General features: G+C 39.0%; 19 protein-coding genes. All 19 read left to right on the top strand.

Annotation, left to right across the window (positions count from 1 at the left end):
* Positions 1–256: 256 nt before the first annotated feature.
* Positions 257–736: a transcription/translation regulatory transformer protein RfaH gene (rfaH, locus tag ACW689_RS21095; RefSeq protein ID WP_476294333.1), complete on the top strand. Its 480-nt coding sequence runs from the start codon at positions 257–259 to the stop codon at positions 734–736.
* A 365-nt stretch (positions 737–1,101) separates the two neighbouring features.
* Complete coding sequence (locus ACW689_RS21090; protein WP_476294331.1) at positions 1,102–2,217, top strand: polysaccharide export protein; 1,116 nt, start codon at positions 1,102–1,104, stop codon at positions 2,215–2,217.
* Positions 2,218–2,229: 12 nt separating this feature from the next.
* The gene (locus tag ACW689_RS21085) at positions 2,230–2,664 is read left to right on the top strand and encodes a low molecular weight protein-tyrosine-phosphatase (RefSeq protein WP_476294329.1); all 435 of its coding nucleotides are present in this window, start codon (positions 2,230–2,232) and stop codon (positions 2,662–2,664) included.
* Positions 2,665–2,678: 14 nt separating this feature from the next.
* Positions 2,679–4,913, top strand: coding sequence for a polysaccharide biosynthesis tyrosine autokinase (locus ACW689_RS21080; protein WP_476294327.1), 2,235 nt, complete (start codon positions 2,679–2,681; stop codon positions 4,911–4,913).
* Between the two features lie 307 nt (positions 4,914–5,220).
* Positions 5,221–6,336 carry a non-hydrolyzing UDP-N-acetylglucosamine 2-epimerase gene (wecB, locus tag ACW689_RS21075; RefSeq protein WP_476294326.1) on the top strand — a complete coding sequence of 372 codons (1,116 nt, stop codon included), beginning with the start codon at positions 5,221–5,223 and terminating at the stop codon, positions 6,334–6,336.
* A gap of 45 nt (positions 6,337–6,381) precedes the next feature.
* Positions 6,382–7,644, top strand: coding sequence for a UDP-N-acetyl-D-mannosamine dehydrogenase (gene wecC, locus ACW689_RS21070; RefSeq protein ID WP_476294324.1), 1,263 nt, complete (start codon positions 6,382–6,384; stop codon positions 7,642–7,644).
* Positions 7,645–8,835, top strand: coding sequence for a UDP-N-acetylglucosamine 4,6-dehydratase (locus ACW689_RS21065; RefSeq protein WP_476294323.1), 1,191 nt, complete (start codon positions 7,645–7,647; stop codon positions 8,833–8,835).
* A gap of 12 nt (positions 8,836–8,847) precedes the next feature.
* Positions 8,848–9,993: a LegC family aminotransferase gene (locus ACW689_RS21060; RefSeq protein WP_476294322.1), complete on the top strand. Its 1,146-nt coding sequence runs from the start codon at positions 8,848–8,850 to the stop codon at positions 9,991–9,993.
* Between the two features lie 9 nt (positions 9,994–10,002).
* Positions 10,003–10,848, top strand: coding sequence for a 3-hydroxyacyl-CoA dehydrogenase family protein (locus tag ACW689_RS21055; RefSeq protein ID WP_476294321.1), 846 nt, complete (start codon positions 10,003–10,005; stop codon positions 10,846–10,848).
* Positions 10,838–11,515: a PglD-related sugar-binding protein gene (locus ACW689_RS21050; RefSeq protein ID WP_476294320.1), complete on the top strand. Its 678-nt coding sequence runs from the start codon at positions 10,838–10,840 to the stop codon at positions 11,513–11,515. Before ACW689_RS21055 ends, ACW689_RS21050 begins: the two co-directional genes overlap by 11 nt.
* A 200-nt stretch (positions 11,516–11,715) precedes the next feature.
* Positions 11,716–12,609: a formyltransferase family protein gene (locus ACW689_RS21045; protein WP_476294319.1), complete on the top strand. Its 894-nt coding sequence runs from the start codon at positions 11,716–11,718 to the stop codon at positions 12,607–12,609.
* Entirely contained in the window at positions 12,606–13,274 is a 669-nt protein-coding gene (locus ACW689_RS21040; protein ID WP_476294317.1) for a PIG-L deacetylase family protein, read from the top strand. The genes ACW689_RS21045 and ACW689_RS21040 overlap by 4 nt, the downstream gene beginning before the upstream one ends.
* Before the next feature lie 20 nt (positions 13,275–13,294).
* Complete coding sequence (locus ACW689_RS21035; RefSeq protein WP_476294316.1) at positions 13,295–14,182, top strand: glycosyltransferase; 888 nt, start codon at positions 13,295–13,297, stop codon at positions 14,180–14,182.
* Positions 14,169–15,224, top strand: a complete 1,056-nt coding sequence (locus tag ACW689_RS21030) for an N-acetylneuraminate synthase family protein (protein ID WP_476294314.1) — start codon at positions 14,169–14,171, stop codon at positions 15,222–15,224. Before ACW689_RS21035 ends, ACW689_RS21030 begins: the two co-directional genes overlap by 14 nt.
* A complete protein-coding gene (locus ACW689_RS21025; protein WP_476294312.1) occupies positions 15,225–15,926 on the top strand; it encodes an acylneuraminate cytidylyltransferase family protein in 702 nt (233 codons plus the stop codon).
* Positions 15,901–16,926, top strand: coding sequence for a nucleotidyltransferase family protein (locus ACW689_RS21020; RefSeq protein WP_476294311.1), 1,026 nt, complete (start codon positions 15,901–15,903; stop codon positions 16,924–16,926). Before ACW689_RS21025 ends, ACW689_RS21020 begins: the two co-directional genes overlap by 26 nt.
* On the top strand, positions 16,886–18,136 hold the full coding sequence (locus ACW689_RS21015; protein WP_476294309.1) for a capsular polysaccharide export protein, LipB/KpsS family: 1,251 nt from the start codon (positions 16,886–16,888) through the stop codon (positions 18,134–18,136). Before ACW689_RS21020 ends, ACW689_RS21015 begins: the two co-directional genes overlap by 41 nt.
* A gap of 32 nt (positions 18,137–18,168) precedes the next feature.
* Positions 18,169–19,284: a hypothetical protein gene (locus ACW689_RS21010; protein WP_476294308.1), complete on the top strand. Its 1,116-nt coding sequence runs from the start codon at positions 18,169–18,171 to the stop codon at positions 19,282–19,284.
* Positions 19,285–19,289: 5 nt separating this feature from the next.
* Positions 19,290–20,534, top strand: coding sequence for a hypothetical protein (locus ACW689_RS21005; RefSeq protein WP_476294306.1), 1,245 nt, complete (start codon positions 19,290–19,292; stop codon positions 20,532–20,534).
* Positions 20,535–20,666: the final 132 nt, after the last annotated feature.

Here is a 20,666-nt window from a genome sequence, read left to right as displayed (position 1 = left end):
GTAAAACGTGACTTTTTCATTGTTGTCTCCTGTTTGTGATATTACAGAAAACTCTAATTAAACATGTCTCATGTTAAGGGAAGTGGACAAAGGGGAAGAGAGGACGCGATCATATTAATTTCTATAAAATTACCTATAGTGAAAACGTAGTGGTTGAAATTTATTCTACGAAGCTTAGAAATGAGATAACGAGCTAGACAAGCAATTGAATGTACGTATACTGGATTTAGTTAACAGGATGATAATGGAACGCAGCATGAAACATTGGTATTTGTTGTATTGCAAATCGAAACAGGAAGCTAGGGCGTTTTCTAACCTTAAGCAGCAAGGAATTAGCGCTTTTTATCCAATTATAATACGCCGTAAAACTGCCGCATCAAAAATAATTAAGCAACCGTTATTTCCAAGGTACTTATTCGTTCAATTAGACCCTACTTCAGCAAACTTCTCAGCAATAAAATATACTCGAGGTATTTCTGACTTTGTTCGTTTTGGCGGACGTATTCGACAAGTGCCAGAAGATATTGTGAATCAACTCATTGCAAAGCAAGATAGTATTGAGCGACATGATTTTGAGCATGGTGATAAAGTATTACTCGATAATGATTATTACAATAATGTTGAAGCGATATATCAGCAAGCTGATGGGGAAACAAGAAGTGTTTTGCTGATCAAATTACTCAATCAAGGTGTTGAGCTCACAGCTGAAAATAATGACTTTAGAGCCGCTGTCTAGTTTTTAATTGTCGAAATCAAAAAATGTATATGGCTTATCGGCTGAATTCGAGCATAACCAATCACAAGTAGAATTAAACATCAGTATTTAGGGGCTGAAACCTAAGGGCGGAAGCGTGCCAAAATGTAACTAGTATTTTGGATCTTTTAGGCATCGAATTTAGCTGTCAGTGTTTAACGTTAGAGAATACTAAATAGCTTGAAAAGCAAGGTCGTAAATTAGAGGATGTATAGAAAGAGCTAGTCTGCGATTACTTGCGAACGGTCATGGTGCATGCTTTAATGAGTTCTAATAGATTAGTTTCTATTAAATAAAGTACAATAAAAAGCAATAAAAAGAAAAGATTATAATTTTGGGAAGAAACAATGACGTTAAGCTGTAAAACAACCATCGCTAGTGGCTTATTGTTAGCATTGAGTGGCTGTACACTGATCCCAGGTGGCCACATTGAAGGAATTGCCTCAGGACAACAAACGGCAAACCTAGAAAGGGACTTAGAAAAAGTAAATATTCACATTATTGACTCGCAATTAGTTCAAGAACACAAAATCAAGCATGCAGAGCAAATTGATCGTTCATCACTTGTGGGTATTGATGTATCAACTTATGAATATCGCTTAGGCGTTGGTGATGTGATCACCATAGGTGTGTGGGATCACCCTGAATTAACTATTCCGGCGGCTGTGCAAAGAACGGCTGAGTTTGACGGCTTTCGGGTGCAAGCGGATGGCACTATTAATTTTGCTTACGCTTCTAAAGTTCCCGCTGCAGGAAGAACAGTAACAGAACTTCGTGAAGACTTAACCAAGCGTTTGAGCAGAGTGATTGAAGATCCACAAGTAGACGTTAAAGTCGTTGGTTTTAAAAGCCAAAAGGCCTATGTAACTGGGGAAGTATCCAAACCTGGAGTGTATCCTATTACAGAAACGCCAGTTACTCTGATCGATGCTATCAACCAAGCGGGCGGCCTAACTGAAAATGCTGATTGGGAAGCAGTAACTTTTACTCGTGGTGATAGCACCGAAGTAATCCAATTAGATGACTTCTACTCAGAAGGCGATATTTCACAAAACCGCTTGCTACAACATGGCGACATTATTCACATCAGCCGTAATGACAAGCGTAATGTTTATGTACTTGGTGATGTAATCAGAGCTGGTAAAGTCGATGTAAACCGCTACGGCCTGAGTCTAGCTGAAGCACTCACCGAAGTAGGTGGCTTTAACGAGCGAACAGCCGATGCAAACGGCGTATTTGTACTGCGCAAACGCGACTTCCAAAAAGACGGTGTATTGGCAGATGTGTACCAACTACATGCAAAAAACGTCGCATCGTTGGTCCTAGCAGAGCAATTTGAACTTCAACCACAAGACATTGTGTATGTAACAAGTGCGCCATTGGCACGCTGGAACAAAGTTATCAGCTTATTGTTGCCTTCACTGTCAACAGTGGATGCGATTCAAGATATAGAAAATCAATAACTGTGAGAACTCATGTTTGATAGTGTTTTAATGGTATGTGCGGGCAATATTTGCCGCAGTCCTACGGCAGAGTATCTGCTAAAAAACAAACTAAGTGGCAAAAATGTAGCTGTTTCGTCAGCTGGATTAACCGCTCTAGAAGGAAAAGCCGCGGATGCATTAGCGCAGGAGTTGGCGAAAGAACAAGGGATCGACATGAGTGAACACCAAGGTCGCCAGTTAACTGGCACCTTGGTCGCACAAAACAGCCTTATTCTAGTAATGGAGCAAAGGCATTTAACCGATCTTTGCAGCCGTTACCCTCAAGCTCGCGGCAAAACATTTTTGTTGGGCAAATGGATTGGCGACAAAGAGATCCCCGATCCCTATCGCCAATCTAAAGAAGCGTTTGCACACGTATATGAGCTTATTGATAGCGCCTGTGGCGCTTGGCAACAGTATTTATAAGGAATTGTGAGTATATGAATGCTCAGCCAAATCTAATTACTCCACAAAAGTCCCAAAAAGACAACGCACAAGAAATCGATTTAATGGCACTTTTTGGTGCATTATTAGATGCCAAATGGTTTATTTTTAGTGTCACCGCATTATTTATGCTGTTGGGCGTAGCCTACGCGATATTTAGCACACCAATCTACCAAGCAACCGCAATGGTTCAGGTAGAAGAAAAGGGCGGTTCAGTACCTGGCTTTGATGATATGTCAGGTATGTTTGAAAGTACCTCTGCCGCAGTAACCGAAATCGAACTACTCAAATCAAGAAGCGTAATCGGCGAAGCAGTAGATACGCTTAATTTAGATACAGTTGTTGAACCCAAGCTATTCCCACTATTTGGCGGCCGCAGCTTCCGTAAATTTGTAGCACAAACTGAAGGCGAAGTTGCAGAGCCAAACTTTGGCGCAACTTCTTATGCTTGGGGTGGTGAGAAAGTTGAAATACACCGATTTAGAGTCCCTAAAAGCACAGAAGGGCTTGAGTTCACTTTACAAGCACAAACTGATGATAATTTTGCTTTATTAAATGCAGACGGTGAAGAGGTGTTTGCGGGTAAAGTAGGGCAGGAGGTTAAAACTGGTCAGTTTGCATTAACAATCAAAACGCTTATTGCGCGCCCTGGTACTGAGTTTTCAATCGTAAAGCGTAATAGATTACAAACTATACTAGACCTGCAAAGTGCTATCTTTGCATCTGAAAAAGGTAAAGACTCAGGTATTATCAACCTAGCGCTCCAAGATAAAAGCCCGGCATACGCAGAGAAAGTACTCGACAAAGTCGCCGGCATTTACGTTCGCCGTAATGTTGAGCGTAATAGTGCTGAGGCACAACAATCTTTAGAGTTTTTAGAAGTACAGCTTCCAGAAGTGAAGCGTAACTTAGAGCGGGCGGAAAAGGCTTTTAACGATTATCAAATTCGTCAAGAATCCATTGATATTAGTTTAGAGACCCAAGGTGTTTTAGAGCAAATTGTTGCACTAGAGACTAAACTGCAAGAGTTAGATTTAAAGCGTTTAGAGCTAGGCCGTAAGTTCAAACGTGAACACCCATCTTACCGAGGTGTGATTGAGCAAATTGATACTGTAAAACGCCAACGAAATGAACTAGCTGGTGAAGTGCAAGGCCTGCCAGAAACCCAGCGTGAACTGTTACGCTTAAAGCGTGATGTAGAGGTAAATAACGAGATCTACACCCTCTTACTTGGTAAAACTCAAGAGCTGGATATTGTGCGCGCCGGTACGGTGGGTAATGTGCGTATTGTTGACTACGCAGAGGTAAATACAACGCAACCAGTCAAACCTAAAAAAGCACTCATTGTTGTGATGGCAACCATGCTTGGCGGTATGATAGCAATAGCTATCGTACTTGTGCAAAAAGCGTTGCACAAAGGTATTGAAGACCCAGCGGAAATAGAAGCGTTAGGCATGCCTGTGTATGCAAGTGTGCCATTCTCAGATTATCAAGTAAAACTCACTGGCTTTGCCAAAGCGCGCAAAGGCAAAACGGCAAAAGCCAAATCAATATTAGCCATTGATAACCCAGCCGACCTTTCTGTAGAAGCACTACGCAGCCTGCGTACAAGCCTTCACTTTGCCATGCTAGAGGCAAAAAATAATGTGATAGCAATATCAGGTCCAAGCCCAGGTGTAGGTAAATCATTTATTACGGTGAACCTTGCAACCGTACTTGCTCAAAGTGGTAAAAAAGTATTGGTCATAGACGCGGATATGCGTAAAGGCTATTTACAAACCCAGTTTGGTATGAAGTGGGGTAACGGTTTAAGTGATTATTTGTCAGGTCGCCTAAATTTAGCTCAAACCGTTAAGCACACGCAAGTAGAAGGGTTAGATGTAATGACTCGTGGTCAAATACCTCCAAACCCTTCGGAGTTATTAATGCACCAAAACTTCACCAGATTAGTTGATGAAGTCAGTAAAATATACGATTTGGTGATTATTGATACACCACCAATTTTAGCGGTAACCGACCCCGCGATTGTTGGTGCTCATGCCGGCACAACATTACTAGTAACCCGTTTTGGTCAAAACCATGCAAAAGAGCTAGAAATTACACGAAATCGTTTTGAGCAAAATGGTATTGATGTAAAAGGGGTGGTATTCAATGGTGTTGTTCGTAAATCAACCAATGCCTATGGTTACTATGGGTACTATAACTATGAGTACAAATCAGATAAAGCATAGAGTGTTATGTCGCGATCCGCAGCAGCGTCTTAATGCAGAGACCTAAAAGGTGGGTCTTTATTACGACACAAAGTACAGTCGGGGGCTGTTGCAACATAACAATCTTAAATGTTTAAAGTGGTATTACGTTACGATTGGGAAAAGAACAATCAAGGTTACGCAAGGGCAAATTAAACTTGCAAAATAATAGCTCTGCATGAAGAGTTCAGCTTAATCAAGAGGAAAACTTAATAAGGCAAGTAAAGCTTTCTAATATCCAATTGGCATTTCTAAATAAATCAGTTAGAGACAATAAAAGGGACACTCTGTGAAAGTACTTACAGTATTTGGAACAAGACCTGAAGCAATCAAAATGGCACCTTTAGTACATGCTCTAAAGCAAGATGTACGCTTTGATACCAAAGTATGTGTTACCGCGCAGCACAGAGAGATGTTGGATCAGGTATTGGAATTATTCAAAATTACCCCTGACTATGATTTAAACCTAATGAAAGTCGGGCAGACATTACCCGAAGTGACAAGCCGAATTCTATTAGAGCTTACCCCGGTACTTAAAGAGTTTAAGCCTGACGTGGTTTTAGTGCATGGCGATACTGCAACGACATTTGCAGCAAGCTTAGCTGCTTATTATGAACAAATTTCAGTTGGTCATGTCGAAGCCGGTTTGCGTACAGGCAATATATACTCTCCATGGCCAGAAGAAGCAAACCGCAAGCTTACAGGGGCACTTACCAGATATCATTTTGCTCCCACAGAAACTTCTAAACAAAATTTGCTTGTTGAAAATTACCCTGATGAAAATATATTTGTTACGGGTAACACTGTGATCGATGCTTTGCTAATGGTGAAGCAACAAATCGAAACAGACTCTGATTTAAGCAATACTTTAGCTGCACAATTCCCCATGTTGGATGAGAGCAAAAAGCTTATCCTAGTGACAGGTCACCGAAGAGAAAGCTTTGGTGGTGGGTTTGAACGTATTTGTGAAGCGTTAGCAAAAACAGCTAAAAAACACCCTGAAACACAAATTTTGTATCCAGTGCATTTCAACCCGAACGTTCAAGAGCCTGTAAAGCGCATACTGGCTGATGTAGAAAATGTACATTTAATAGAGCCACAGCAATACCTACCTTTTGTGTACTTGATGAATCGTGCACATATCATTTTAACAGACTCAGGTGGTATTCAAGAAGAGGCTCCTAGTTTAGGTAAGCCTGTGTTGGTGATGCGTGATACCACAGAGCGTCCTGAAGCAGTAGAAGCAGGAACAGTAAAATTAGTAGGGACAGATGTCGCAGCAATCACCACGTCTTTAGATGAATTGTTAACTAATGATAAAAGTTACGAGCTAATGAGCAGAGCCCATAATCCTTATGGTGATGGAAGCGGATGCAAAAAAATCTGTGACATTTTAGCTAAATAAACAATGCTAAACAGTTTTAAATTTAACGATTTTCAAAGGGAAAGTATGTCATTTAATACAATTTCGGTTGTTGGCTTGGGTTACATTGGATTGCCAACCGCTGCGATGTTTGCCTCTCGTAAAAAGAACGTAATTGGCGTGGATGTTAATCATCATACAGTAGCCACAATCAATCGAGGTGAAATCCATATCGTAGAGCCTGAGCTAGATATGATTGTTCATGCGGCGGTAAAAGAAGGTTATCTCAAAGCAACGCTATCACCAGAGCAAGCAGATGCCTTTTTAATAGCTGTGCCTACTCCTTTTAAAAATAATGATTCAACAATCCCTGAACCTGACCTAAGTTATATACAAAAGGCTAGTGATGCGATTGCCCCAGCGCTCAAAAAGGGTGATTTAATTATTCTTGAGTCTACCTCGCCAGTTGGTACAACTGAGCAAATGGCAAATTGGCTAGCCGCAGCTCGTCCTGATTTAAGTTTTCCACAAAGTGCAGGGGAGAATGCTGATATAAATGTGGCCTACTGTCCAGAACGCGTATTACCTGGGCACGTAGTTCGTGAATTAGTAGAGAACGACCGTGTAATTGGTGGTATGACGGCAAAGTGCTCGGCCCGAGCTGTAGATTTATATAAAACCTTTGTTCAAGGTGAGTGTGTAATTACTAATGCTCGCACTGCTGAAATGACAAAGCTAACTGAAAACTCGTGTCGTGATGTGCAAATTGCTTTTGCTAACGAATTATCTGTTATCTGCGACAAGTTAGACATTGATGTTTGGGAGCTTATCTCTTTGGCTAATCGCCACCCTCGCATTAATATTCTACAACCAGGCCCAGGTGTTGGAGGTCACTGTATTGCAGTAGATCCATGGTTCATTGTTAGTAAAACTCCACAGGAAGCTAGAATTATACATACAGCACGTAAGGTGAATGATGCGAAGCCAAGTTGGGTGATAGATAAGGTAAAAGTCGTTGTTGCTGATTTTTTACAAGCACATCCAACAAAAACTGCAAAAGATGTAACAATTGCCTGTTATGGTTTAGCGTTTAAAGCGAATATTGACGATTTGCGCCAAAGCCCTGCACTTTACATAGCAACTGAAGTTGCCTCACTACATGTTGGTAATACATTTTTTGTAGAACCAAATATCAAAGTACTCCCTAGAAGTGTTCGTAATGGTGAGTTAGTTTCTTTCGATAAAGCACAAGAATACGCAGATATTCATGTTGTGCTTGTTGAACATAAGAAATTTAAAAATAATACACATAAAAGTAACTTTGTTGTAGATACTAAAGGAATTTGGTAAATGAGAGATATCCTACCTCTTATTGGTCGTACTGATGCGCTGTTTACTCAAGATATCGCTCAGCACGAAGCTGAGCTGTCTCGTATCGTTTCAGAGTCACGTTTTCTTGTTCTTGGTGGTGCGGGGTCGATTGGCCAAGCGGTCACTAAAGAAATCTTTAAGCGCCATCCTCAGAAGTTGCACGTTGTTGATATCAGTGAGAACAATATGGTGGAGTTAGTCCGCGATATTCGCAGTTCATTCGGTTACATAGATGGTGACTTCCAGACATTCGCGTTGGACATCGGCTCTATTGAGTATGATGCGTTCATTAACGCGGATGGCCAATATGACTACGTATTGAACTTATCTGCACTTAAGCATGTTCGCAGTGAGAAAGACCCATTTACCTTAATGCGTATGATTGATGTCAATGTATTCAACACTGATAAGACGATTCAACAGTCGATTGATGCTGGCGTTAAAAAGTACTTCTGTGTTTCGACGGACAAAGCGGCCAACCCAGTCAATATGATGGGGGCGTCCAAACGCATTATGGAAATGTTCTTGATGCGCAAAAGCGAGGAAATTTCTATTTCGACAGCCCGCTTTGCCAATGTTGCCTTTTCTGATGGTTCGCTGCTGCATGGCTTTAACCAACGTATCCCAAAAAATCAACCGATTGTCGCACCAAACGATATCAAACGTTATTTTGTCACTCCTCAAGAATCGGGTGAGCTATGCTTGATGTCGTGTATTTTTGGTGAAAATCGCGACATTTTCTTTCCGAAACTCAGTGAGGTATTGCATCTGATTACATTTGCAGACATTGCGGTGAAATACCTAAAGCAAATAGGCTACGAGCCGCATTTATGCGCGGATGAAGATGAAGCTCGTGAACTGGTAAAAACGTTACCAGCACAAGGTAAATGGCCTTGTCTTTTCACCGAAAGTGATACGACGGGTGAAAAGGATTTCGAAGAGTTTTTCACTGATAAAGAAGTGCTTGATATGGCACGTTTTGAAAATTTGGGCATCATCAAAAATGAACCTCTGTATCAACCGGAGCTGTTGAGTCTTTTTGAAGAACAAATTGCCCAAATGAAAGATCAACGAGCTTGGAGCAAAGAGCAGATTGTGGCGCTTTTCTTTACGATGATCCCTGACTTCGGTCATAAAGAAACGGGTAAATACCTCGATAGCAAGATGTAAGGGTGAAGAAGAATGAACGCACAGTTACTGGTTGAGTTTGTACGCGACCAATACCAAACCCAAGATTTTATTCCGTTGCATGCTCCTACTTTTGCAGGCAATGATAAAGCGTATGTAATGGAAACCATTGAAAGTACGTTTGTCTCCAGCGTCGGTAAGTTTGTCGATGAATTTGAACGTAAAATGGAAGCGTTTACTGGTACTCCAAAGGCAGTGGCGGCGGTCAACGGTACCGCAGCCTTGCACGCCGCTCTCTACATGGCAGGGGTTGAACGTGGTGATTTCGTGATCACACAGGCGCTGACGTTTGTTGCAACGTGCAATGCTCTTTATCACATGGGTGCCGAGCCGATTTTTGTGGATGTTTCCCCTGTAAGCTTGGGGCTTTGCCCTAAAGCGATGAATGCTTTCTTAGAAAATAATGCACAAGTCACTGAGGAAGGTTGCATCCATAATCAAACGGGCAGAAGAATCAAAGCCGTGGTGCCAATGCACACTTTTGGTCATCCGGTAGAATTGGATGAACTGATTGCTGTTTGTTTGAAATGGAATATCTCGTTAGTAGAAGATGCTGCGGAAAGCCTAGGTTCGTTTTACAAGGGTAAGCACACGGGAACAATCGGTGATTTTGGTGCGGTGAGTTTCAACGGCAACAAAATCATTACCACAGGTGGTGGCGGTATGGTGCTGTGTGGCACAGAAGAAGCCGGCAGACGCGCTAAACACGTGACTACGACGGCGAAAGTACCGCACCCGTATGAATTCTTCCATGATGAGCCCGGCTTCAACTATCGTATGCCGAACTTAAATGCGGCATTAGGCTGTGCACAAATGGAAAGTTTGAACGCTTATTTAAGTGACAAGCGAGCGCTGGCCGAGCGTTATAGTGCGCTGTTTGAAGGTACAGAATATAACTTTGTAAAAGAGCCTGAATATGCCAAATCTAACTATTGGCTGAATGCGGTGATTTGTGAAGATAAGGCAGCAAGAGATTTGTTGCTTAAGGAAACCAATGAAGCAGGGATTATGACTCGACCAGTCTGGCAATTAATGCATCGTCTTCCTGCTTTTAGTGAGTGTTTGAAAGGGGACTTGTCTCACTCGCTTTGGGTTGAAGAAAGATTAGTGAATATACCTAGCAGCCCTGTGAACGGGTAGGAGATAAATATGAAAGCTTGTGTATTAGGCTCTGGAGTAATGGGCACTGGAATCGTATCTGTATTGATTGACTCTGACGAATTTGAAAATCTATATTGGTATGGTCGAAATTCAGCTACTTTAGACAAGAGTTTAGAGGCAGTTCGTAAAAGCACTTTAAGATCTCTGAAAAAGCAAGGGCGCGATGCTACTGAATGTGATTCATTGCTTAACAAAATTAAAATTGTAACTGAAATTAATGAGATAGAAGCGTCAGATATCTACATTGAGGCTGTCGTAGAAGAGTTGGATGCTAAGTTAGCCTTATTCAAGGAATTAAACAAAGTCATTCCTAAGGATGCACTTGTTGCGAGTAACACCTCGTCATTGTCTATAACCGCACTTGCGATGTGTATAGAAAATCCGAATAACTTTATTGGTATACATTTTTTCAACCCGACTTCAGTAATGAAATTAGTAGAAGTAGTTGTGGGTTTGACGACAGCTGACTCAACGCTTGAGAGGGCGCTTGAATTTGTAAATGATCTAGGTAAAGAGCCTGTTATTGTAAATGAATCTCCAGGTTTCATCGTTAACCGTATGCTTATCCCTATGATCAATGAAGCTGTTTCTATTTTCGCTGAAGGTATTGCGAGCAAAGAAGACATTGATAAAGCGATGAAATATGGCGCAAATCACCCAATTGGACCACTTCAATTAGCAGATCTAATTGGTAATGATGTATGTCTTTCAATTATGGAAACACTGCATACTGAAACAGGTGACCCAAAATACAGAGCTCACCCTTTGTTAAGACAGTATGTGAGAGCGAATTATTTAGGTAGAAAATCAGGAAAGGGCTTCTATGAGTACTAATCAGAGCAACAGTGTTATTGGTAAGCTGGCTATTTTTGGTACTTCAGGTTTCGCCTATGAAGTGGCTGATGTTGCAGTATCAATGGATATTGAGAAGATTATTCTGCTTACCAACGAAAAAGACTTTGATAATGTGGATGAACGTTTTGAAGTTTTGCACGAATCTGAGGTCAGTAACCTTGTAGAGCAGGGATACCAATTTGCTATGGGGATCGGTGAACCTGAGCTGAGAGAACAGGTGTTCAATAAATTTAATGATTTAGAATACCCTAATCTGATCCATAAAAATGCCTCGTTGGGCTATGGTCAACGTGAGTTAATCAATAAAAGTAAAGGTAATGTTATTACAGCCGGCGTGGCAATGACGAATAATATTCAACTGGGTAACTTTTGTATTTTTAACCTACTGTCTACCGTTGGTCATGATTGCATTATAGAAGATTTTGTATCAGTTATGCCTTCTGTAAATATCTCAGGTAACGTGAAACTAGAAAAGGGCGCTTACTTAGGTGTTGGTGCGACGATACTTCAGGGGCAGTTAGATGACAAACTCACCATTGGTGAAGGTACCGTGGTTGGTGCTGCATCTTTGGTAAGAAAGTCGGTACCAAGCTTCAAAATTGTAGTGGGGTCTCCTGCGAAAGTATTGAAGGATATTGTAAGGTAGTCTAAGAAGGTATTGGTTAAGTTATTAATGACCTTTAGGGGTGATAGTGTGGCATTAGATAGTTTGAGTTAAATGATAGCCAATAACACAAGTTACCCCTGCCGTGAACTTGAAGTATCTAAGTTTTTATTCAGCGAAAAAGAAATCGTGAATTGTTGCTGAGGGGCATTAGAGCTCCTCGTTAATCAGAGTTTAAAAATATGAGAATTGGTTTTATAGGTTGTGTTGAGTTCAGCAAATGTATTTTAAAAGAGCTTGTAAAACTCGACTTTGTTTCTGTCGAAGCCGTGGTTACAAAAAAAGAATCAGCATTTAACTCTGACTTTAGATCATTAGACACAATATGTAGTAATGAACAAATATCTTGTTTTTACTATGAGAATAAAAATGATGCAGCAATGTATGAGTTTTTAAAAAACAGTAACTTAGATGTGATTTACTGCTTCGGCTGGAGTCATTTATTAGATTCGAAAATTTTGGAATTGACACCAAAGGGGGTGATTGGTTTTCACCCCGCCATGTTACCTCAAAACAGAGGTAGGCACCCGGTCATATGGGCTTTAACTCTTGGATTAAATGAAACTGCATCCACCTTTTTTAAAATGGATGAAGGCGCAGACTCAGGGCCAATTCTGAGCCAGCAAAAAATTCAAATTCGTGACAATGATAATTCATCCTCTTTGTATAAAAAAATTGAGGTATGTGCATTAAAGCAGGTAACAGATTTTACGTACGATTTAGCAAATAACGCAGAACAACTGCTGATCCAAGACGAAAGCAAGGCTAGCTACTGGCGAAAACGAAGCCGAAAAGATGGTTTAATTGACTTCAGAATGAATGCAACGTGTATCCACAATTTAGTTAGGGCACTAGCTCCACCATATCCATGTGCTGAATTTGGTTATAAGCAAGAACTTCTTGCTGTTAGAAGCAGTCGAGTCTCTTCAAGGAAATTCCCAATAAATATAGAACCGGGTACCGTTATTGAATCGAATGAAATTGATGGCAGTTTATTGGTTAAAACTGCGCAGGACGAAGCAATTTGGTTAAATGAAATTGTTGGTAAGTTACCTCAAAAAGGGGAATATTTGTGAAATCTATTTTAGTGGTAGCACCTCATGCAGATGATGAGACACTAGGTTGTGGAGGAACGATTCGCAGGCTAGTAGAAGAAGGTGCTGACGTATATTGGATGATAATTACCTCGGTTGAAGAACAGTTTGGATACAGCCCTGAATTAGTAAAAAATAGAAAGTCAGAAATTGAGTTAGTATCCAAGAAATATGGCTTTAAAAAAGTCTTCCAGCTTCCGTTTCAACCTGCGAGTCTGGATACTCTTCCTAAAGGTGAGTTGATAGGTGCAGTTTCCAAAGTGATTAATCAAGTAAAACCCGATACTGTTTTTACGACATTTAGGAATGATGTGCATAGTGATCACGAAATGGTCTTTGATGCAGTGGTATCCTCTACGAAGCTATTTAGATATCCATTTATAGAGCAAGTAATAGCATATGAAACTCTTTCTGAAACAGATTTTGCTTTAAAACCAGGTGATAGCCAATTCAAGCCAAATCTGTTTGTGAATATAGACGGCTACCTCGCTGATAAAATTGATATTATGAACGTATTTGCTAGTGAAATGGGTGACTTTCCATTCCCAAGAAGTGTCGAAGCTATTGAGGCTTTGGCTAAATTAAGGGGAGTCCAAGCAAATTGTCAATCTGCCGAAGCGTTTTATGTATTAAAACGCGTAATTTAGAGATTGGGATCTTATTATAAATGGATAAGAAAGTATGCTTTCTAACTACTGTATTTCCGATGCCGGACGAATATTTGAGAATCTTCTTTACGTCTTTGAATGAGCAGACGGTCAGTAATTTTGATTTGATTATCGTCAATGATGGAAATGCCAATTTAGTTAAGCACCTAAAGTCGTTAAGCAACTTGAACGCATTTATAATTGACTCAAATGGCAGTGATCCTATTGAGAATAGGAAACTACTGATTGAACATGCAGTTAAAGAAAGTTATGACATTGCTATTTTTGGAGATTCGGATGACTATTTTTCAAAAAATCGCGTTGAGAATACACTTGAGCATTTTTCAAACTTGGATGTCGATATACTTGTCAATGAGCTTGGTATGTTCTTTGATGGTAAAGTTGATAATGTAAATTTATTGTCACCTAGATTTGAGAACATCCAAAAAATTCCAATGGCAGAAATTATCGATAAAAATTTTATTGGTTTGACGAATTCTGCTGTCAATCTAAAAGCTGTAAATCTGCTCGATTTTATTAAAGATGGGAAAGAAGTCATTGCATTAGATTGGTATATTTTTACAAGAGCTATGTTGAAAGGCGCTCAGGTTTATTTCACTAACGAGTGCGTTAGTCATTATCGCCAATACTCAAACAACACTGCCAGCTTAGTTGAGCTTAATATGGACTCTATTAAAAAAGTCTATGAAGTAAAGTTTCGCCATTACACAATGCTTAAAAAGTATGGTGATATTTTTTCTAAGCGTATTGAAAAAGTGGAAAGAGCAAAAAGTCAGTTAAGAGCGATTGATACTGGTTTTGAGTATTCTACTAATAAAGAAATTACAATTCCGTCTCTATGGTGGGAACTTCCTATAATTGAGGAAATAATTAATGAAGTTAACTAAATCAAAAACTCTCCATAATTTCTGTAAGCCTTATATCATTGCAGAACTTGGAGCAAATCATAACGGCGATATGGAATTGGCTAGAAAACTTATTGTTCAAGCAAAAGAAGCTGGTGCTGATTGCGTTAAATTTCAAAGTTGGACAAAAGACTCTGTATTCAGTCGAAAGAAGTATGAAGATAATTACTTTGTAGCAGATGATTATAGAGATAGAGACGACTTTACAATGGAAGAGATTGTTGAAGAGTATGCTATTTCAGAAACAGAACTACTTGAGATGAAGAGGTTTGCTAATGAAGTGGGTATCGATTGTTCTTCAACGCCTTTTAGTCGTGCAGAGGCCGATTTTTTAGTTGATAAACTGGAATCACCTTTCATTAAAGTTGCATCTATGGACCTTAATAATTACCCGTTTCTTGACTATATTGCTCGTAAAGGAAAGCCAATTATCATCTCTACAGGCTTGAGTGAGCTATTTGAGATTGATAAAGCTGTAAAAACAATTGAAAATGCCGGTAATACAGATATTTGTATTTTACATTGTGTTTCTACATACCCACCGGTAGACAGCGATGTTCATTTAAACAACATCAAAACACTACAGCAAGCATACCCGAATTATCCAATTGGATTTTCTGATCACACGATTGGTATTGAGATCCCATTAGCTTCAGTTGCCATGGGGGCAGCAGTAATTGAGAAACATTTCACACTTGATAAAAATATGGAAGGGTGGGATCACAAAGTTTCTGCAACGCAAGATGAAATGCAACAAATTGTGAGTGGTGCTAAGCGTATTAATGATGCATTAGGTAGCTTCCGAATTTCTGCTACTGAGTCTGACGAGAAAAAAGAAGAATTTAGACGCAGTATCGTGTTAACGCGACCAATGAAAGCAGGTGATACGATCGCACTAGAAGACCTAGATTTTAAGCGCCCTGGCACAGGTATTCAACCAGAGTTTGCTGAGTTTATTGTTGGTCTAACGGTCAATAAAGATCTACCTTATGACTACATTTTAACTAAATATGACTTGTCATAAATGATAGCAATTATACCTGCTCGTGGAGGCTCGAAAGGGCTTCCAGGAAAGAATATTAAGGATCTGTTAGGTAAGCCCATGATTGCTTACACGATTGACGCCGCGAAGGCATCAAAATATATAACAGATATTATTATTTCAACTGATTGCGAAGAGATTTATCGGATTGCTATTGAACATGGTGCTAGGGAAACTTTCTTGAGGCCTGCTGAATTAGCAACGGATGAAGCCCAAGCAATTGACAATTATATCTATACGATAGACAGATTAGAAAAAGACTTTTCCATCAACATTGAGTCATTTGTGGTGTTGCAACCAACATCGCCATTGAGATCAACAGAAGATATTGATAAGTCTATTGAGATGTATAAAAACTCGAATGCGCGATCTGTTATCAGCTACACAGAGGAACATCACCCTCTTACGTGGCATAAATACATAAAAGAAGATGGCAGTCTTGAAAATATCTTTGAAGATAAGTTAGATAATAGGCAGAACTTTAGAATATCGCATTATCCAACTGGTGCAGTATACGTATTTAATACTCAGTTGATTAGAAGCCGAAACTACTTCGATGAATCGACTAAAGCTTACATCATGCCAAGAGAACGCTCTGTCGACATCGATACGGAAGAAGACTTTAGATATGCTGAGTTCTTGCTTGGGAGAAATCGAGATGAGCAGTGTTTTAAAGTTAAGTGAAGACCCTAGCTTTGAGTTGGCAATTGAACTACTAGATTCGAATGGAAATGGCATACTGCCAGTAATAGACAACTATGGTAAGTTTGCTGGGATCATTACTGACGGTGATATTCGCAAAGCGATTCTTTATAAAAATTTAGATCTTGAAAGCATAATTAATAAAGAACCTTATACGCTTGACCCAAGCTCAAGTGAGCGGCAAAAAGTACAATTTTTAAAAAGCATTAAGCGTCGCCAATTGCCTTTGGTTGATCACGAAAGAAATTATGTTGGTATGTTTACCTTAGACGAACTCGATTTCTCGACACGAGATAACTGGGTCGTAATTATGGCAGGTGGACTAGGATCTCGTTTAGGTGAGTTAACAAAAGAACTGCCAAAACCAATGCTACAAGTGCGCGGTAAACCAATTCTTGAGCGTATTATTGATAATTTTGTCGAGCAGGGATTTACTAAGTTCTATTTGGCCGTGAACTATAAAAAAGAGATAATTAAAGACTACTTTCAAGACGGCAAGAAGTTTGGCATTCAAGTACGCTATTTGGAAGAAAGTAAGCGCTTAGGTACTGCTGGTGCACTCGCGTTAATTGAAGAGCAGCATGTTGTACCGATGCTGATTAGCAATGGCGATGTACTTGCTGACATTAACTATGCTGAATTGGTTGATTTTCATTTACGTTCTTCCAGTATGGCTACAATGTGCGTAAAAGAGTATGAACACATAGTTCCATATGGCGTAATTGAAACGGAAGGTGACAAGATCACTGGCCTAAAAGAAAAGCCTCGTATTCTTTTCAACATAAACGGTGGGGTTTACTGTATTGATCCCAAAGTTATCAATAGAGTACCTCAAGATACTTTTTACGATATGCCAACTTTATTCTCTGAGTTGATGAATGAAGATTTGCCTGTAACTGCTTACAGCTATAATCAATACTGGATCGATATTGGACGCCCAGATGACTTCAAAAAAGCGAACGATTCTAATGAAATTCAATAATTTGAACCAAAGTGAAGCACTGATTTGTATCGGAAGATGTAATAACTTTAATGATATAACATTAAGGTTTTCGAAAGAATTTTTAGGGTTAGAAAAATATACAACAATTTCAGAATACCCTGGTGCAGATCACTTTGTCGATTTGCAGAAGCAGAATATATCCGATCTACATTCAGATGGTTGGTTAGCTGTAAAGAATACCATTAGCATTGAAGAAGTGATTCTTAAAGATCGTCTATTGAGAAATATCAGCTACTTTGAAGCTAAAGAATTAGTCGTTAAAGTGGCTAAGTACTTTTACGAACTTTATTCTAAAAATAGTTTCAAAGTACTCGTTGTCCATCCAGTAGATAATTATGTCATGGATGTGATGGTGCAAATGGCAGAGAAGTTTAATATTGCTGTTTATGGCGTTTGTGCATTTTTTGTGGGTGGATATAAAAGAGTATCCGTTTTTGGCGAACACAATGCTATAAGAGAAGTTAGTCAAGAAGAGGTGCAGACGTTTAAGAAGAAGATAACTGATAAGTATAAATCACCAATGGTTTCTTCTTTTAGCAAGGCACTTAAGAGTAGCGTTAGTTATTACTTTAAGTACAAGTTGAAGTATTTATATTTCTATTTATTAAAGTATAAACTTTTAGGTAGGTTAGAATATGACTATATCTCTACACCTCATGCTGCAACAGTAAACAAGCTGACGGATTTATTTCCATTTAAGTACTTTAGTACAACTCTGCCGGAGAAGGTTTCTGATAATGACATATACATTCCTATGCATTATCACCCTGAAGCGACCATAGAGTACTGGGCGAGTGATACTACCTTTGTAGACTACCTTACAAGCTTAATAGAAGTCGTTAGAAAGCTCTCTGATGAAGGTTTTAATGTGTACTTAAAAGAACACCCTGCAATGTGCTTTAGACAGGATAAGTCGTTATACAAGAAACTGCTTAATATTAAAAATGTAAAGATAATAAATCCTTATGTTGAAACAGGCCAAGTTTTGGACATGTTCAATAATGTGGCTGTTTGGACTGGTAGTACAGGTATAGAAGCGTTACTTAATGATAAGAAAGTATATTTTATCAGCTCTAATTACTATTTCTCCAAGCAAAGTGATTCTTTATATGAAATAAAGCAATTTGAAACGGAAAAAGAAAAAGACGATTTTGTAGAGCATATATTGAGTAATACAATCGTCTGGTAAGTTGTATGTATACGATTATTTTTAGGTATGCAATGTATTCTTTGATTGCCTTGGAGGTAATGCTTCTACCTAAGCTACTTCCAAGTCACGAGTACTCTGAGCTGGAATATTATAAATTCATAATTTTTATGTTTCCTTTTTTGCTGGTTGGTGCTCACTCTGGATATATGTATTACCGCTTTACCGAAAAAGAGGATAGGTTTAATACCTTAGTGATATTTGGTGCCTTGCAGCTAGGGCTGTTCGCACTTGCTTTTGGCTTAATGACGCAAAATATCTATTATGCAATTGCTGGTTTACTTATGGGTATGATGGTTGTAATTGAGCAACGGGTACAAGTAGAAAAGCTGTTTACCCTCGCTCTCGCAGGTAAGCCGCTTATTTCTGTGTTTTTGGTCTTGGTGGCATATTTATCATGGGCTGGCTTTTCACCTCAGCTGGACTCTAGCCAGATTTTGTCGTTTTCAGTCGTTTTTGGTTTTCTCGCTTGGGCAGCGATTGTAGTGTTTTTCATAAAACATGCTGTGCGTTTTAAAGATTGCTTTGAATTTAGCAAGTATATTGACCTAATAAAAAAAGGGTTTTCAATTAATGTTGCAACAATTTTATTGATGATGACATTTTTCCTCGATAGATACATAACCAAGCAATATTACCCTGAGTTACTCGCGTCTTATTCATTTTCATACAATATCATCCAGTTTGTCATTCTGGCTTTGACTACAATAGGTTATGTAAATACAGTGAAAGTTGGAGAGCAATTTGATGAGCTTTCATTTCCTGTTTTGATAAAGAAGTTAGGTTATACATATAAAGTTTTTTCAGTCATACTGGCGCTGTTTTTTGTCTTTTTATACGTCATTAAGTTCTTTTATACCTTTGAAGGCTTCTTAACGTTATCTGTCATCATGTCCATATTTATTGGTAACTTTTTCTGCGTCAACAGCATTGCATCTGTTGCGCTGTATAAGGGTTTCCAAAATAAAGCTGCGGTTGTTTTGGCTTGCATCTTTGCTGTAAATCTACTGCTTTCTTACTTATTGGCAGTGATCAACGTTGCTCATTATTGGTTGGTTCTCAAAACTGGACTGTTACTAAATATTTACTCTGCTACTTTTCTGATTATGGCTAAAAATAGGCTGAAATAGACTCTATGATATTACTTAAATTTTGTTTGCTTTACTTTGGTATTCTTCAGCCTTTTTTGTCTTTACTATGGTCAAATAGCTTTAATATCCCATTGTTGGTTAGGATCGTTTCTGTTTTTAATATAATGACCTTTCTGATAGCACTGACTTTAATCTTAAAGTACACTTTTGAAAGAAGAAGTATTAAAAGTAAGCCTTTTTTATTTTTTCTGTTATTTATTATGCTAGTTGATGTTTTTGGTTTGGTAGTTGGGTCACTAAATGGTTACACCGATAAGCTATTTAACCACTTCTATTTAACTCTAAATGGCGTCTTTATTGCCTACGCTGTTTATCTATCCGATTTCCCAAGCCATAAAGTAGAGGAGTTTCTTCGTCGCTTTTCATATTTCTTCACGGCTTCATTCTCTTTTGCTGTTTTAATTATGGTAGGTCAGACAATTTTAAATATCCCACACTACCCAGCCGTAGCATCGAATTTAGCACTTATTCCGATATTTTATTTCTTAAATAAGAAGCGATATGCCATAGTTGCTTTCCTGATTCTGATGGTGTTTTTATCTGGCAAGCGTAGCGTGTTTATCATTTTGGCATTCTTGATGCCATTTTTCATATTATTCAATCGGGGTGCAAAGTTTGGGAGCGTAGTGTCGATAGGAGCAGTATTAAGTGCATCGATGTTATTAATTCTGCTCCCCCTTGCAACATATCTTGAGGACAATGCTGACAAATTTAGTGCCGGAAGATCTGTGATTAACAAGTTTGCGCTATTGAACCCACTTTCTGACAATTTCGACTTAAAATTAGCTGCTGGAGAACGCTTTGAGGAAGTGTTTAACTCCATCGAAGCACACCACCAAAACCCTTACTCTTTTTTAATTGGCTCCGGAAATGGTTTTTCTTACAAGCTAGAAGTAAGTCGAAAAGACATGGTTGAGGAAAATAGGAACGGAGTGCACTTTGCCCCTGTCGACTTTTATACCAAGTATGGGTTCTTATTTGTGCTGTCCATGACTATTTTTATAATTTTGTACTTGATGAAGGTCTTTCCCTATTTGAAGTGCGGTGTATGGTATTTTAATGTGCTTGTTTTCTATCAGGTGTTTGTTCTTTTTTATTCTTTCTTGGGCTCTAACTTTGGGTTGGACTCAATGTTTTGGATGAGCATCGGATTTGCCCTGTTACTAATTGACGAGATTAAAGAAGCGCAGGAACGGGAAGAACAGAGCATGTACGCTCATAAAACCTAATTGCAAATACTAAGGCATGGTGGGATAGAAAGCTTGAATATGACACTGTCCACTTCCCTTAACATGAGACATGTTTAATTAGAGTTTTCTGTAATATCACAAACAGGAGACAACAATGAAAAAGTCACGTTT

It is taken from the genome of Pseudoalteromonas sp. ABE4_541 (assembly GCF_056312285.1).
This window is presented reverse-complemented; position numbering and strand designations above follow the sequence as displayed.

Bases quoted from the DNA above. Each gene is read 5' to 3' on its own strand.
- rfaH (WP_476294333.1), top strand. From the start codon at position 257: ATGAAACATTGGTATTTGTTGTATTGCAAATCGAAACAGGAAGCTAGG.
- ACW689_RS21090 (WP_476294331.1), top strand. From the start codon at position 1,102: ATGACGTTAAGCTGTAAAACAACCATCGCTAGTGGCTTATTGTTAGCA.
- ACW689_RS21085 (WP_476294329.1), top strand. From the start codon at position 2,230: ATGTTTGATAGTGTTTTAATGGTATGTGCGGGCAATATTTGCCGCAGT.
- ACW689_RS21080 (WP_476294327.1), top strand. From the start codon at position 2,679: ATGAATGCTCAGCCAAATCTAATTACTCCACAAAAGTCCCAAAAAGAC.
- wecC (WP_476294324.1), top strand. From the start codon at position 6,382: ATGTCATTTAATACAATTTCGGTTGTTGGCTTGGGTTACATTGGATTG.
- ACW689_RS21065 (WP_476294323.1), top strand. From the start codon at position 7,645: ATGAGAGATATCCTACCTCTTATTGGTCGTACTGATGCGCTGTTTACT.
- ACW689_RS21060 (WP_476294322.1), top strand. From the start codon at position 8,848: ATGAACGCACAGTTACTGGTTGAGTTTGTACGCGACCAATACCAAACC.
- ACW689_RS21055 (WP_476294321.1), top strand. From the start codon at position 10,003: ATGAAAGCTTGTGTATTAGGCTCTGGAGTAATGGGCACTGGAATCGTA.
- ACW689_RS21050 (WP_476294320.1), top strand. From the start codon at position 10,838: ATGAGTACTAATCAGAGCAACAGTGTTATTGGTAAGCTGGCTATTTTT.
- ACW689_RS21045 (WP_476294319.1), top strand. From the start codon at position 11,716: ATGAGAATTGGTTTTATAGGTTGTGTTGAGTTCAGCAAATGTATTTTA.
- ACW689_RS21035 (WP_476294316.1), top strand. From the start codon at position 13,295: ATGGATAAGAAAGTATGCTTTCTAACTACTGTATTTCCGATGCCGGAC.
- ACW689_RS21030 (WP_476294314.1), top strand. From the start codon at position 14,169: ATGAAGTTAACTAAATCAAAAACTCTCCATAATTTCTGTAAGCCTTAT.
- ACW689_RS21025 (WP_476294312.1), top strand. From the start codon at position 15,225: ATGATAGCAATTATACCTGCTCGTGGAGGCTCGAAAGGGCTTCCAGGA.
- ACW689_RS21020 (WP_476294311.1), top strand. From the start codon at position 15,901: ATGAGCAGTGTTTTAAAGTTAAGTGAAGACCCTAGCTTTGAGTTGGCA.
- ACW689_RS21015 (WP_476294309.1), top strand. From the start codon at position 16,886: ATGACTTCAAAAAAGCGAACGATTCTAATGAAATTCAATAATTTGAAC.
- ACW689_RS21010 (WP_476294308.1), top strand. From the start codon at position 18,169: ATGTATTCTTTGATTGCCTTGGAGGTAATGCTTCTACCTAAGCTACTT.
- ACW689_RS21005 (WP_476294306.1), top strand. From the start codon at position 19,290: ATGATATTACTTAAATTTTGTTTGCTTTACTTTGGTATTCTTCAGCCT.